Raw genomic sequence first — 14,745 nt, 5'->3', positions numbered from 1 at the left:
GCTAGCCCCGATCGTGCGGCGCGCCACCTCATCTCTCAATCCCCCTCCCTCATTCGCAACCTTCCCGCTCGCAGGCGCCTGCCGAATTCTCCGGCGGCCACGCCGGCCCGATCGGATGCCGGTGTGATTGTCGTCCGCACAATGTCTCGTCCTGCGAAACGCAGGCCACAGCTTTCCGTCGCGATCGGCGGTCCCTTGTTGCTGAAGATTGCCACGAGGCCGCCAAGCCACGTGCGCGCTCAATGCGTTGCACAAAACTTCGGCTCGATGTCCACCGCCACGGGAGACCGGCGCGTCTCGCGGGGCGGATTTCAATTGCTTGTCATATGCATCGATCAAAATCGGGGGCATTGGGACAGGAGTTTACCATGAGCGATATGGCGTTACCCGGCTCGATCGAGCCCGCCCTGAAGAAGGGTCCGGACCTCGACAAGGGCTTTCATCCTCTCACCGGGATTATCTATTTGGGCGTGGTTGCGGCCGCGCTGCTGTTCGTTGCCTACAGCATCTATGCCGATGTCGACGCCACCGGCACGCGCATCACCTCGTTCCTGCCGTATATCCTGCTGTTCGTCGCGCTGCTGATCGCGCTCGGCTTCGAATTCGTCAACGGCTTCCATGACACCGCGAACGCGGTCGCCACCGTGATCTACACCCGCTCGCTGCCGGCGCATGTCGCCGTGGTGTGGTCGGGCATGTTCAACCTGATCGGCGTGCTGCTCTCCAGCGGCGCCGTCGCGTTCGGCATCGTCTCGCTGCTTCCGGTCGAGCTGATCCTGCAGGTCGGCAGCAGTGCCGGCTTTGCCATGGTGTTCGCGCTCTTGATCGCCGCCATCATCTGGAATCTCGGCACCTGGTGGCTCGGCCTGCCGGCCTCGAGCTCGCACACCCTGATCGGTTCGATCATGGGCGTCGGCATCACCAACGCGCTGCTGCGCGGCCGTGACGGCACCTCAGGCGTCGACTGGTCGCAGGCGACCAACATCGCGAAGGCATTGCTGCTGTCGCCGCTGTTCGGCTTCGCGCTCGCCGCCGGCCTGCTCTATCTCCTCAAGATCGCGCTGCAGCGCGCGACGCCGGCGCTGTTCGGCGAACCGGTCGGCGACCAGCCGCCGCCGTGGTGGATCCGCGGCATCCTGATCCTGACCTGCACGCTGGTCAGCTTCTTCCACGGCTCCAACGACGGTCAGAAGGGCATGGGCCTGATCATGCTGATCCTGATCGGCACCGTGCCGACCGCCTATGCGCTGAACCGCGCAATGCCCTCGAGCCAGATCGAGCTGTTCACGGCGCACTCGACCGCGGCCAGCAAGGTCATCGAAGGCAAGGCCGCCGGTTACAACGTGATCGGCAACCCGCGCCCGGCTGTGACCAACTATGTCGCGCAGCACCAGATCAACGAAGGCACCTTTCCGTCGCTTGCGTTGCTGGTGCGCGACATCGGCCAGCAGGTTGCCCAGTATGGATCGCTGGCCAAGTTCCCGGCTGACGCGGTCGGCAACACCCGTAACGACATGTACCTTGCGTCAGAGGCGATCCGTTTCCTGATGAAGGACAAGGAAGCCGAGCTGACCGCCGCCGACATCGCCACGCTGAACGAGTACAAGGGCTCGCTCGATGCCGCGACGAAGTTCATCCCGAGCTGGGTGAAGTTCGCCGTCGCCATCGCGCTCGGCCTCGGCACCATGGTCGGCTGGAAGCGTATCGTCGTCACCGTCGGCGAGAAGATCGGCAAGACCCACCTGACCTACGCGCAGGGCGCCTGCGCCGAGATCACGGCGGCCGCGACGATCGCGGCGGCCGACGGCTACGGCCTGCCGGTCTCGACCACGCACGTGCTGTCGTCAGGCATCGCCGGCACCATGGCCGCCAACGGCTCCGGCCTGCAATGGGCCACGATCCGCAACATCGCGATGGCCTGGGTGCTGACGCTGCCGGCCGCGATGATCATCTCGGGCGTTCTCTACTACGTGTTCTACCACCTGTTCTGACGCCCCACGCTTTCGGCGTAGCAACGCGCCGGACAAAGGTCCGCACTCCGGTGCGGGCCTTTTGCTTTGGACCTGCAGCCCTGCTCGTCGCTCAGGCGGCGCAAGCCTTCGCAACCTCGGCCAGCAGGCCGCGCGCCCATCTGTGCAAGCCGGATTTGGCCGTCCTGGCGCCCCAGTACATGTCGATCGAGATCGGCACGCGGAACGGCAGTGCAGCGACATGGAGGCCGCCGTGCATCGCCCGCGCCAGATGATACGGGATGGTCGCAACGAGCCTGGTGCCTGTGATGATGCGCTCCAGACTATCGTGGTTGGGAAGGCTGACCACCGCCTCGATCTCGATCTTCCTCGCCCTCAGCGCCGCGAGATAAAGCGGCTGCCACTCACCGCTGTGGGTGATGAAGACATGCTCGGCCCTGGCATAGGCCGATAGCGCGATCCGGCCCCGCGCGAGCGGATTGGCTGGATCCATCACGCAGACATAGTGATCGGCGAGGATGTTGCGCCGGAAGAAGCCTTCGCCGGCGATCCCGACCGGACCGAGCACGATGTCGCACTGGTTCTGCTTGAGATGGACGTCGCCATGGCCCGCGGCATCGAGCAGGACGAGACGGACCCGCGGCGCGCCGGCACGCAGCCGCGCGCTGAATTGCGGGATCAGGGTCTGGCGTTCGTGATAGTTGCAGGAGATCGTCACGCTGCCCTGCGCCGTCGCCGGATCGAACTCCGCCGGTGATGCAAGCCCGTCGATCTCGTCGATCATGTCCCGCGCCCAGGCAACCAGCGCCACGCAGCGCTCGGTCGCCGTCACGCCATTGCCGCTGCGAACGAACAGCGGGTCATGCAGCGCGCCGCGCAGCCGCTCGACCGCATAGCTGATGGTGGACTGGTTGACGTCGAGCCGCTTGGCCGCGGCGGAGAACGACTGCAAGTCATAGACCAGCACAAGGGTCCGCAGAGTCCCGATGTCGATCGGATCGATCGAGGAATTGGCCGCCACGCTATACCTCCCGCATTGCTGGCGGCCCAGCCTAGCACAAGGTCATGGGATATTTCGATGGAGCAAATCAATTCCATCGAATTGAGCGATCGTGTACCCGGGACTAGCCTTGGCGAAAAAGCGCTCCCGGGAGGACCAATGACCAGCGCCGTGCCTGTCGTCACCGATATCGCGTATCAGGATCTGCTCGACGACCCGTATCCGATCTTCCGCCGCCTGCGCGAGATCGCGCCGGCGGTCTTCGTCGCGCCCGCGAAGCTGACGCTGGTGACGCGTTTCGACGACATCATGCGGATCGAGCGCGATCCCGAGACCTACTCGGCCGACAATCCGGCCTCGCTGGTCAACAAGGTGATGGGGCCGACCTTCATGCGCAAGGACGGCGCCGAGCATGCGATCGGCCGCAGGGCGATCGAGCCCTCGTTCCGTCCGGCCACAATCAAGGAGTATTGGGCACCGCAATTTACCGCGATCGCGGCGGCGCTGATCGACGACCTGTCCGCGAGCGACGAGGCCGATCTGTTCTCCGCCCTTGCCGCGCCGATGGCCTCGCTCAGCCTGATGGCGATGATCGGCTTTCGCGCGATGCCGTGGCAGACCCTCGCCGAGTGGTCGCAGGCGCTGATCGACGGCGCCGGAAACTATACCGCCGATGCCGAGATCGAGCGTAAGGCGATGCAGGCGAGCGCCGAGGTCGATGCCGCGATCGACGCGGTGCTCGACGATCACCGCCGTCAGCCGAATCCTTCGATCCTGTCCTCGATGATCAATGCCGATCCGCCGATGCCGATCGAGGGCATCCGCGCCAACATCAAGGTGATCATCGGCGGCGGCCTGAACGAGCCGCGCGACGCGATCCTGACGCTTGTGCTCGGCCTCCTGGAAAACCCGGCGCAGAAGGTCGGCGTGCTGGCGAAGCCCGAGCTGTGGCCGGCCGCGCTCGAGGAAGCGGTGCGCTGGATCTCGCCGATCGGCATGTATCCGCGCCGCGTCACCCGCGACGTCGATCTCTCCGGCACCACGCTGCCGCAAGACCTTCAGATCGGCCTCTGCGTAGGCGCCGCGAACCGCGACGGCAGCCGCTTCGCCGAACCCGATCGCTTCGACGTGACGCGGCCCAAGCAATCGCATCTGGCATTCGGCGCCGGACCGCATTTCTGCGCCGGCACCTGGGTGTCGCGGCTCACCGTCGGCAGGATCGTGGCGCCGATGCTGTTCGCGCGCCTGCGCAATCTGCGCCTCCGCGCGGAGGCGCCGCCGGTCGTGCGCGGCTGGGTGTTCCGCGGTCCGGTGACGCTGCCGGTCAGATGGGATGCGTGAACTTCACGCCGCCAGCGCGTTCTCCACGATCTTCACGAAATACGACGTACCGAAGACGATCGCCTCGTCGTTGAAATTGTAGGCAGGGTGATGCAGGCCGGCGCTGTCGCCATTGCCGCAGAAGATGAAGGCGCCGGGTCGCGCTTCCAGCATGTAGGAAAAATCCTCGGCGCCCATCAGCGGCGGCATCTCGTGCACGTTGGACGCGCCCGCGACCTCACGCGCGATGCGGCTCGCAAATTCGGTCTGCGCCTCATGGTTGACGGTGACGGGGTAGCCGCGTTCATAGGTCAGATCGATCTTGGCGCCGGTCATCTTCGCAACGCCGTCGACCACCTCGCGCACGCGCTTCTCGATGAGGTCGCGCACCTCGCGGGTCAGCGTGCGCACAGTGCCGCGCAGCTCCGCGGTCTGCGGGATCACGTTGCGGGCGTTGCCGGCGTGGAATTCGCACATCGAGATCACGGCGGAGTCGAGCGGATCGACGGTGCGCGCGACGATCTGCTGCAAAGCGGTGACGAGCTGCGCGCCGACCAGCACGGAATCGATGCACTTGTGCGGCCGCGCCGCATGGCCGCCGAGCCCTTCGATCTTGATGTCGATCGCATCGGTCGCGGCCATGATCGGGCCGGTGCGGATCGCGAACGAGCCGATCGGAATCCCCGGACCGTTGTGCATGCCGTAGACCTGCTCGATGCCGAAGCGGTCCATCAGGCCGTCCTTGATCATCGCCGCCGCACCGGCACCGCCCTCCTCGGCCGGCTGGAAGATCACGACGGCGTCGCCGGCGAAATTGCGCGTCTCGGCGAGATAGCGCGCCGCCCCCAGCAGCATCGCGGTGTGGCCGTCATGGCCGCAGGCGTGCATCTTGCCCGGCGTCTTCGAGGCGTAGGGCAAATTGGTCTGTTCGTGGATCGGCAACGCATCCATGTCGGCACGCAGGCCGATCACCTTGACGTCGCCCTTGGCCGGCCCCTTCTTGCCCTTGATGACCCCGACCACGCCGGTCTTGCCGAGCCCGGTCGCGACCTCGTCGCAGCCGAACTCGCGCAACCGGTCGGCGACGAATGATGCAGTGCGGTGCACATCGTAGAGCAACTCGGGGTTTTCATGGATGTCGCGGCGCCAGGCCTGGATATCGGGTTGCAGATCGGCGACGCGGTTCACGATGGGCATGAGAATTCTGGCCTCAGAGGTTGGACGTAAGTCATCTCTAGCATGCAAGAGCCGGTCCACCCAAACAGATGTGGCATGCTCCGGATTGGGTCCGGCGGCACGGCAAATGCAGAGCCGGCCGACCGGAAATCGTCGAAAGCGCGTTGCCGTGCATTCCGGCTTGTCGCAGTGCGACCGGGCATTCATGATCTTGCGATGGAACAGGACCGCACAGACTTCCTTCCGGTTGAAGTAACGCTCACCCAACTCGCCGCCTGGTCGGACATCCTGCCTGCCGGGAGCCGCGTTCTGGGAGCCAACCTGTTCCTGGACGTATTCTTGGCCGATGCGGAGGGAGCCGTTCACATGCTGGAGGTATCGGCGGGCTCGATCAACAAGATTGCCGACTCGGAGGAAACGTTCCGCCAACGTTGCGTTGATGATGCAGATGGCTGGCTATTGCGCGCATTGGTCGATCGGTGCCGCTCGGCAGGACTGATTCTTGACCCTTCCCGGTGCTACGCCTTCACGACACTTCCCCTGTTCGGCGACGAATACACGGTCGACAATATATGGATGTGCTCCTGTCGAGACTGGCTCGCCTTTACAGCAAAGATCTACTCGGAGACCAAGGACTTGCCGGACGGGTCTACCGTCAGAATCGTTGTCACCGACAGACCCGACGCAAACGAACGCATCCGACCAAAGCCTAATAGTGCGAGAAATATCCGGCGCGGATACTACCCCAGGTTTTCCGCACCGAAATCCTCTCGCCTTCCAACAGGGAGCGGCTGCATGACGCCGGATCAGGCGGTGTTGTTTTCCACCATCATCCTGCTGGTGCCGATGGGATACTTCCTGCTGGCGGCGCCGGCGTTCCTGCTTGTGAAGCTCGACGTCCCACCCGTCACCCGGCTGCTGCGCGGCATGTTCAACGCCTATTTCCTGGTGCTCACTGTCTCGGGCGTGATCGGGACACTGGCCTTTGCCACGGCCGGCCGGTACGCCGTTGCGCTCGGCATCGCCTTGATCGCGGGGTTCGCGGTGCTGGCGCGGCAATGGTTTCTGCGGCGGCTCGATGCCGAGGCAGACGCGCGAGACGCCGGCGATCCGACCGCGGTGCGGCGGCTGCGCCAGCTGCATTGGGGCGGCATGCTGTGCAACGCGGTGCAGGTGTTCGCTCTGGTCGGCAGCATCCCCTACATGGCGCCGCTGCCCTGATCGCGGTTTGCTCGCTCGTCCGGCTGCGGTTCCCGGCTGTCCGCTATGCGTCACGTTTCCGATGCGGATCGTACTTCGACAGGACGTCCTTGAGGTAGTCCCGGCTTTTCCATTCCGGTGCGGGCGGCTCGTACCCGGGCCGAGGCACATACAGATTCGCCGGTACGTCCGCTGAGGCGCCCATCAGGTCCGGAACGTAGCGCGGGCAATTTGGAAAGATCTCGCATTTGACGCGCACGACGACCTTCGCGCCATGATGCCCGGCAAGCGCCTCCGCGCTATCGTGGATCGTTGCCTTGCCTCGGATGCGCGTGCGAAACGTCTTGCCGTCGAGCCGTACAAACAGCAACCCGATGTTCGGGTTGCGGTGAATATTGCCGAGCGTGCGATACATGTTGTTGCCGTCGTATTCAGGGAATTCAAGCGTATCGGGCCCGGTGATCTTCACGAAGCCGGGATCGCCGGACCGCATCGAGCAATCGACGTTGTCCTGATAGCTGGTCGCGATGAAAAAGAATCGTGTCTCCTCGATGAGCTTGCGGTCCTGTTCCCAGAATTCGAAATGCAGGCGATGCTTCTCGAGGCCGTCGGCGACACGACGACCGTCGAAGCGGTCCTGCAACTCACGCATTCCGTCGTGATAGAAAGGGGCGCGGACTGGGTCGGCCACAGGAATCCTCCGGCAAGTTGAGCAATCGACGTTGACGTAGCCGGGATTTTCCTTGGCAGTTCACCCGGCCAGCAAGGCGAAAGACTATTCATTCGGCATGGGCGTGGAAAGCCATCCAGGTCCGGAGCGGGTGAAAAGGCGTCGATGACGGCCGTTCCCTACCCTGATGTCAGCATCTGGCTGCGGATCTCCTGCGCGGTGCGGCGCAGCGGCAGCAGGAATTTCTTGCGCGCGCCGGCTTCGCTCACCGTCCCCGAGATCGTGTTGACGCTGAGCGCGGCGACCACCGCGCCCGCGGGATCGCGCAAAGGCACCGCGATGCCGCAGATCGCCGGATCGAGCTCACCATCGATCCAGGCATAGCCGTCGCTCTCCACCCGCGCGAGCAACTCGCCAAGACGCTCCGGATCAGTGACCGTGCGCGGCGTGACCTGCCTGAAGCCCCCGGTCGCGAGATAAGCCTCGCGGGTGCCGGGCGGCAGCGCCGCGAGCATGACGCGGCCGAGCGAAACCAGATGCGCGGGCAGCCGGCTGCCGACGCCGAGATTGGCGGAAAGAATCCGCCGCGCCGGCAGGCGCAGCGCATAGACGATCTCATCCTCGTCGAGCACCGCCATCGCACAGGACTCGCCGATCTCGTTGCGCAGGTTTTCCAGCGCACGCTGCGCATGACCCCAGTATGGCAGCGCGTTGAGATAAGACAGCCCGAGCCCGAGCGCGCGCGGCCGCAGGCTGAAATAGCGTCCGTCGGAGGCGCAATATTTCAGCGCGATCAGGGTCGCGAGGATACGCCGCGCGGTGGCGCGGTTGAGGCCGGCAGTATCGGCAGCCTCCGCCAGCGTGTGCCGCCCCGGCGGCTTGCCGAGTGCCTCGATGATCGAGAAGCCGCGCGCAATCGCGCGCACGAAGCCGTCACTCTCTTTGCTCATGGCGGGCGCCTAGCTGGTTCCGTCATCGCGCTCGCGACATCGCAGCCCGCATGGCTGCCTGCACATGACGCGACCCTGCGCGCTTGTCAGGGGCTCCCGACCGCGCTAGCGTCAATTCATACAGCGAATGAATTGTTCGCCTAGCGAACCAAATAGCAGGAGGATGCACGATGGCGCAAGCGGAAAGTTCTGCGGCCACCCCGTTCGAAACCGATTTCTGGAAAGACGCGAAGCTGCGCAAGGTGTGGGACGACATCGTGCCCGGCGAGCCGCGCAAGACGCTGCCCTACAAGCTCACGCAGGAAGCGATCGCGCTGTACTGCCGCGCGGTCGGCGAGACCAATCCGCTCTATCTGGACGAAGCAGCCGCGAAGGCCGGGCCCTATGGCGGGCTGATCGCGCCGCCCGCGATCCATATCCTCTTGATGTTCGCCTGCACGCCGGCCGACGACTGGATGCGCTCGCCGGGCACCGTCAATGCCGGACAGTCGTGGAGCTACAACATCCCGGCCCGCCCCGGCGACACCATCACCCTGCAGGCTCGCGCGCTCGACAAGTTCATTAAGCGCGAGCGGCTGTTCGTGGTGCACGACAACGTCTTCTTCAACCAGCATGGCGACGTGATCTGCTCGGGTCGCGGCCAGACCATCCGTCCGATGTAAGGAGGATCACCATGACCACGGCGAATTTCGAATCTCTCAAGGCCGGCGACACCATCGACGGCCCGGCATTCGCGGTTTCGCGCGAATCGATCCGCCTGTTCTGCGATGCATCGCTCGACTACAACCCGCTGCATCTCGACGACAACTACATGAAGGGCGATTTCGGCAAGACCAATTTCGGCGGCATCATCATGCACGGCATGAACAATTTCGGCCTGATCTCGCGCATGCTGACCGACTGGGCGCTTCCGGCCGGCGCGATCCATCGCAGGCTCGAGACGCGCTGGCTGAAGCCGGTGAAGCCCGGCGACACCATCCGCCCGGCCGGCACCGTCAAAGCCAAGCAGATATCGGCCAAATCGCGCTGGGTATTGGTCGACGTCGCCGTACAGAACCAGCGCGGCGAGACGGTCGCAGCCGGCGAAGCGATGCTGGAGTTTCCGCCGAACGCGAAGGCGGGCTAGCGGGACGCAACTCGGGGGCTCCCACTTCGCCTCTCCTCCGTGCGGGGAGAGGCCGGAACGCACCGTCAGATGCGCTCCGGGTGAGGGGGAGCCTCCGCGGACACAGCTATCGCCGCATTATGCGGAGGCAGCCCCTCACCCCAGCCCTCTCCCCGTAAGGACGGGGCGAGGGAGCGTAGCGCCGTCGCGGCGCGACCCCACTCAACAATCAAAAGAATTATTCGGAGGTTTCGATGCAGGATGCGGCCCATTCGCGGCTCTATGGACGGATCGCCTGGCGCCTGATCCCGTTCCTGCTGGCGTGCTACACGGTTGCGATCATCGATCGCTTCAACATCGGCTTTGCCAAGCTGCAATTCCTGCACGACCTGCAGATCGACGACGCCGTGTTCGGGCTTGCCGCCGGCATCTTCTCGGTCGGCTATGTCGCGCTCGAAGTGCCGAGCAATCTCCTGCTGGTCAAGGTCGGCGTCCGCAAGACGCTGCTGCGGATCATGGTGCTGTGGGGCGCAGTCACCGTGCTGCTCGCGCTGGTGCAGAACCAGTATCACCTCTATCTGCTGCGCTTCCTGCTCGGCGCCGCCGAGGGCGGGTTCTTCCCCGGCATCCTGTATTATCTGACGCTGTGGTTCCCGGATCGCGTGCGCGGCCGCATGACGAGCCTGTTCGTGATGGCGGTGCCGCTCGGCGGCGTCATTGCAGGACCGTTGTCGGGCCTGATCATGGACCACATGCAGGGCGTCCATGGCCTGCATGGCTGGCAGTGGCTGTTCATCCTCGAAGGCGGGCCGGCCGTGCTGCTCGGCATCGCCGCCTATTTCTACCTCGCCGACGGACCGCAGGTCGCGAGCTGGCTGAACGCCGACGAGCGACGGCAGGTCGCAAGCGACCTCGCCCGCGACCGCGCCGCCGTTCCCGGCACCACGCGGAGCTTCGCGGCGGCGCTGCGCGAGCCGCGCGTCTATCTGCTCTCCTTCATCTACTTCGCGTTCTTCTGCTCGCTCAACACCATCCTGTTGTGGACCCCGACGCTGCTGAAACGCGTCGGCGTGGCGACCACCACCGAGATCGGCTGGCTGAGCGGCGCGATCTCGGTTGCGTCCGCGATCGGCATGGTGGCGATCGGCTACAGTTCCGACCGCACACAGGAACGGCGCTGGCACGTGGTCTGCTGCGGCCTCGTTGCGGCGACCTGCTTCATCGCCTTGCAGGCCGCGCAAGACAGCGTGCTCCTGACCGTGACGCTGCTTGCCGTCGCCTCGATCGGCATCTTCGCGATCCTGTCGCTGTTCTGGACGATTCCGAACGCGATGCTGGAGGGCAGCGCCGCGGCCGGCGGCATCGCGCTGATCTCAGCGATCGGCTCGTTCGGCGGCGCGGTCTGCCCTGCCCTGATCGGCTGGATGAATGTCGCGACCGGGAGCATCTACGCACCGGTCGCCCTCGTCGGCGCCCTGCTCGGCATCGGCATGCTGACGCTGATCGTCTGCGTTCCCCGCGCGAGACATGAGGTCACACTGGCCGAACCGAGCCGCCCCTGAGCATCCAGCGCACGCCCGGCGCGCTCCGCCGGGCTTGTGTCGGCCCGCTGCGTCTGGATAGAACCCGGTCCTGACCCTGTCAGAACCGAGGTCTATTTTCTAGTATTGACGCGTCTTCTTCACGCGAACCGGGCTCCACTTCGCTCGAAAACGCTATAGAAGGGGCCCAACAAAAGACGCTTGCCGGGAACGAGGACATGCCGCGAAGGCTCGAGGGTGATTTCGACTACATTATCGTCGGCGCAGGCACGGCGGGCTGCATCATGGCCAACCGCCTGTCGGCCGATCCGAAGAAGCGCGTGCTGCTGCTGGAAGCCGGCGGCAAGGACAACTGGATCTGGTTTCATATCCCGGTCGGCTATCTCTTCGCGATCGGCAATCCGCGCTCGGACTGGATGTTCAAGACCGAGGCCGAGCCCGGCCTCAACGGCCGCGCGCTCGCCTACCCGCGCGGCAAGGTGATCGGCGGCTCCTCCGCCATCAACGCCATGATCTCGATGCGCGGCCAGGCCGCTGATTACGACCACTGGCGGCAGCTTGGCCTCACCGGCTGGAGCTACAGCGACGTGCTGCCGGCGTTCAAGCGGCTGGAGGATCATTTCCTCGGTGAAAGCGAGCATCATGGTGTCGGCGGCGGCTGGCGCATCGAGGCGCCGCGGCTGTCGTGGCAGATCCTCGATGCGGTCGGCGATGCCGCCGAGGAGATGGGCATCAAGCGCATCCCGGATTTCAACACCGGCGACAACGAGGGCACCAGCTACTTCCACGTCAACCAGAAGCGCGGCCGGCGCTGGTCGTCGGCGCGCGGCTTCCTCAAACCGGTGCTGAACCGCAGCAATCTCAGGCTCGAAACCGACGTGCTGGTCGACCGCCTGGTCATCGAGAGCGGCCGCGCCGCCCGGCGTGCTGTTCCGCCAGGGCAATGAGACCGTGGAGGCGCGCGCCAGGGGTGAGGTGATCCTCTGCGCCGGTTCGATCGGAACCACGCAGGTGCTGCAGCGCTCCGGCATCGGTCCGTCCGAATGGCTGTCGCCGCTCGGCATCGACATCGTGCTCGACGTGCAGGGCATCGGCCATAACCTGCAGGATCATCTGCAGCAGCGCGCGATCTACAAGGTCTCCGGCGTGCGTACGCTGAACGAAACCTATTACAATCTGGTTCGCCGCGGCCTGATGGGCCTCGACTACGCATTTCGCCGCCGCGGGCCGCTGACCATGGCGCCGTCGCAGCTCGGCATCTTCACGCGCTCGGACGCGACGCGCTCGCGCGCCAACATCCAGTTCCACGTGCAGCCGCTGTCACTCGACAAGTTCGGTGATCCGCTGCACCGCTTCCCCGCGATCACGGTGAGCGCCTGCAATCTGCAGCCGAGCTCGCGCGGCACCGTGCGCATCAAATCGTCCGCACCCGACGACAAGCCGTCGATCGCGCCGAATTATCTGTCGACCGACGACGACCGCCAGGTCGCGGCCGACGCCATCCGCACCACGCGCAGACTGATGAAGCAGAAGGCGCTGGAGAAATATCATCCCGAGGAATTCCTGCCCGGCCCCTCGGTCGGCGACGACGATGCTTCGCTCGCCAAGGCTGCCGGCGACATCGGCACCACGATCTTCCATCCCGTCGGCACCGCGAAGATGGGAACGGCCAACGATCCGATGGCCGTGGTCGACGAGCGGCTCCGCTTCTACGGCCTGCACGGCCTGCGCATCGCGGATGCCTCCGTGATGCCGACCATCACATCGGGCAATACTAACACGCCGACGGCGATGATCGCCGAAAAGGCCGCGGCGATGATCCTGCAGGATGCGCGATAGCAGAACATGACCGAGCCGCAGCGTCTCTTTGTTGGCGATGACGGCGCGAACATCGCAGTGTCGCGATGGGGCGAGCCTGCGTCGGACAAGCCGCCGGCACTGCTGCAGCACGGCACAGGCTTTGTCGCGGAGGTGTGGACCGAGGTCGCAGAGGCGCTAGCGGCCGATTACACCGTCTACGCGCTCGACCGCCGCGGCCACGGCCTGAGCCACAAGCCGCCGGCCGATCGCTATCACTTCCGGGATTTTGCCGAAGACGTCCGCATGGTGGTGGAGCGCCTCGACCTCCATGACATCTACGGCATCGGTCACAGTGCCGGCGCAACCGACCTGCTGCTCGCAGCCAGACTGATGCCCGGTCGCTTCGCGCGCCTGCATGTCACGGAGCCGACCGCGATGGATCCGCGCGCGCCGCGCGCCGGCGGCCTCAGCGAGATCGCGAACGGCTCGGTGCAGGGCGCGCTGCGCCGCCGGGCCGAGTTCGACAACGCCGACGACCTGTTCCGGCGGCTGCGCGCCGCGCCGACCTTCGCAACATGGACCGAACCATCGTTGCGGGCCTATGTCCATCATGGCTTCGCAAAGCTCGACGACGGCCGCGTGCGCTTGCACTGCACGCCCGAAATCGAATCCGCGATGCTGCTGCCGATCTTCCAGGCCATGGAGCAGATCTATACCGGCGATGGCCGCGGCAATCCGTTCCCGTGGTTCTCCGACATCGCCTGCCCGGTCTGCATCGCGACCGCCGAACAGTCATGGCCGATCTACAAGGAGATGGCAGGCCGCGCCGCGGCGCTGATCCCGCATGCGAGCCGCTGGACGTTCGACGGCGTCGGACATTGCGTCGCGCAGGAAGCGCCGGAGCTGATGGTGGCAGCGCTCAGGGCTTTTGCAACACGAACCGGCTAGATCAACGGCTGCGCCTGGAGCTCGATTTCACCGGACGTGGACATTCTCCGGTCCGCTGTGTTGCGCGCGGCGCCTTGGCTTGCGATCGCGCTTCCTGAACCAGCCAGTCCCTGAACTTCTGTGTCGCGGGATCGACGCTGGTGGCCGCGCCATAGCAGAAATAGCATTCACCCGGAAAGTTCAGTTCCGGGAACGGACTTGCCAGATCATGGCTCGCGATCGCCTCTCGCAGGACGTTCTGCGGCGCTACCACCGATCCAAGTCCATCCTTGACTGCCTGTATTGCCACAAACAGGTGATCGAAGCGGTGACCGCCGGCCACGAACGCATCGGTGATGCCCACGTGCTTCAACCATGCCGCCCATTCCTGGGGCCGGGTCATCGACTCGATCAGATGATGGCTTTTGACGTCGGCGGCCTTTGCGAGCGGCTTCCGCGCCAGCAGTTTCGGCGACGTCAATACCGCCAGGTCCTCGCGAAACAGCAGGGCGCGCTCGCTGAGACGCGAGGAAGTCACCGCCGCCTCCCCGCGCGTCACGACAAGGTCATGGGCCGAGAAATTCGGCAGCTGCCCCGTCATCCTGGTTGATACCCACACATCTGTGCGGGGGTTTTGGGCGCGATAGCGATTGACGCGCGGCAGCAGCCAGTACATCGCAAAGGTCGCCGGCGCCTCGATCGTGACCGTGCGGCGCTCGCGCTGGCGCTGCACATAGGCGCAGGCACCGGCAATATCCTCCAGCGCACGCCCCACCTCGCGCGACAGCACAAGGCCGAAGGGTGTGAGAACCAGCCGTCGGCCCTCCAGTGTGAACAGTGCCTGTCCCAGCCAGCGTTCGAGCAACTTGACCTGCTTGCTGACCGCGCTGTGGGTGACGCCGAGCGCGTCCGCAGCGGCGCCGACCCCGCCGGTCTCCGCGACGACGGCGAACGTCCGGAGCGACACCAGTGGAAGATCGCGCAGCTTCATGGGAATGGAAGTTACATGAACCGGTAAATTATTCAATTTTTATTCCGACCGCTGCTTCCTAGGATCGCTCCGAAGCCGCTTATCGGCCCTGGCCG

At 65.1% G+C, this 14,745-nt stretch carries 12 protein-coding genes and 1 pseudogene; 8 read left to right on the top strand and 5 right to left on the bottom strand.

The window, feature by feature from the left end; genetic code table 11:
* The first annotated feature begins 368 nt into the window (after positions 1 to 368).
* Positions 369 to 1,991 carry an inorganic phosphate transporter gene (locus ACVWY5_RS10610; protein WP_028331677.1) on the top strand — a complete coding sequence of 541 codons (1,623 nt, stop codon included), beginning with the start codon at positions 369 to 371 and terminating at the stop codon, positions 1,989 to 1,991.
* A gap of 91 nt (positions 1,992 to 2,082) precedes the next feature.
* Here ACVWY5_RS10610 and ACVWY5_RS10605 read toward each other — a convergent pair whose 3' ends face one another.
* Positions 2,083 to 2,991, bottom strand: coding sequence for a LysR family transcriptional regulator (locus tag ACVWY5_RS10605; RefSeq protein ID WP_028331678.1), 909 nt, complete (start codon positions 2,989 to 2,991; stop codon positions 2,083 to 2,085).
* A gap of 138 nt (positions 2,992 to 3,129) precedes the next feature.
* Here ACVWY5_RS10605 and ACVWY5_RS10600 point away from each other — a divergent pair, with 138 nt between their 5' ends.
* Positions 3,130 to 4,311, top strand: coding sequence for a cytochrome P450 (locus ACVWY5_RS10600; protein ID WP_028331679.1), 1,182 nt, complete (start codon positions 3,130 to 3,132; stop codon positions 4,309 to 4,311).
* 3 nt (positions 4,312 to 4,314) lie between these two features.
* Here ACVWY5_RS10600 and ACVWY5_RS10595 read toward each other — a convergent pair whose 3' ends face one another.
* Complete coding sequence (locus tag ACVWY5_RS10595) at positions 4,315 to 5,487, bottom strand: M20 aminoacylase family protein (RefSeq protein ID WP_028331680.1); 1,173 nt, start codon at positions 5,485 to 5,487, stop codon at positions 4,315 to 4,317.
* A gap of 774 nt (positions 5,488 to 6,261) precedes the next feature.
* Here ACVWY5_RS10595 and ACVWY5_RS10590 point away from each other — a divergent pair.
* On the top strand, positions 6,262 to 6,687 hold the full coding sequence (locus ACVWY5_RS10590; protein ID WP_028331681.1) for a hypothetical protein: 426 nt from the start codon (positions 6,262 to 6,264) through the stop codon (positions 6,685 to 6,687).
* Between the two features lie 43 nt (positions 6,688 to 6,730).
* Here ACVWY5_RS10590 and ACVWY5_RS10585 read toward each other — a convergent pair whose 3' ends face one another.
* Positions 6,731 to 7,357 (bottom strand): pyridoxamine 5'-phosphate oxidase family protein, encoded by a 627-nt coding sequence (locus tag ACVWY5_RS10585; protein ID WP_157347933.1) that lies wholly within the window; start codon positions 7,355 to 7,357, stop codon positions 6,731 to 6,733.
* A gap of 158 nt (positions 7,358 to 7,515) precedes the next feature.
* A complete protein-coding gene (locus ACVWY5_RS10580) occupies positions 7,516 to 8,286 on the bottom strand; it encodes an IclR family transcriptional regulator domain-containing protein (protein WP_028331683.1) in 771 nt (256 codons plus the stop codon).
* A 170-nt stretch (positions 8,287 to 8,456) separates the two neighbouring features.
* Here ACVWY5_RS10580 and ACVWY5_RS10575 point away from each other — a divergent pair, with 170 nt between their 5' ends.
* The 5 genes and pseudogenes from ACVWY5_RS10575 (at position 8,457) to ACVWY5_RS10555 (ending at position 13,680) form a co-directional block, all read left to right on the top strand.
* Complete coding sequence (locus ACVWY5_RS10575; RefSeq protein WP_028331684.1) at positions 8,457 to 8,948, top strand: MaoC family dehydratase; 492 nt, start codon at positions 8,457 to 8,459, stop codon at positions 8,946 to 8,948.
* 11 nt (positions 8,949 to 8,959) lie between these two features.
* Complete coding sequence (locus ACVWY5_RS10570; RefSeq protein WP_028331685.1) at positions 8,960 to 9,412, top strand: MaoC family dehydratase; 453 nt, start codon at positions 8,960 to 8,962, stop codon at positions 9,410 to 9,412.
* Between the two features lie 233 nt (positions 9,413 to 9,645).
* Positions 9,646 to 10,953, top strand: coding sequence for an MFS transporter (locus ACVWY5_RS10565; RefSeq protein ID WP_028331686.1), 1,308 nt, complete (start codon positions 9,646 to 9,648; stop codon positions 10,951 to 10,953).
* A 197-nt stretch (positions 10,954 to 11,150) separates the two neighbouring features.
* Positions 11,151 to 12,771: pseudogene (locus tag ACVWY5_RS10560) on the top strand (GMC family oxidoreductase).
* Positions 12,772 to 12,777: 6 nt separating this feature from the next.
* Positions 12,778 to 13,680 carry an alpha/beta fold hydrolase gene (locus ACVWY5_RS10555; RefSeq protein WP_028331688.1) on the top strand — a complete coding sequence of 301 codons (903 nt, stop codon included), beginning with the start codon at positions 12,778 to 12,780 and terminating at the stop codon, positions 13,678 to 13,680.
* Position 13,681: 1 nt separating this feature from the next.
* On the opposite strand, the gene ACVWY5_RS10550 is transcribed toward ACVWY5_RS10555, so the two are convergent.
* Positions 13,682 to 14,650: a LysR substrate-binding domain-containing protein gene (locus ACVWY5_RS10550; RefSeq protein ID WP_051375978.1), complete on the bottom strand. Its 969-nt coding sequence runs from the start codon at positions 14,648 to 14,650 to the stop codon at positions 13,682 to 13,684.
* Positions 14,651 to 14,745 lie beyond the last annotated feature (95 nt).

Source organism: Bradyrhizobium sp. USDA 3256, assembly GCF_054058275.1.
The sequence above is the reverse complement of the archived record's forward strand: the minus strand, read 5'-3'. Positions and strand labels throughout refer to the sequence as shown.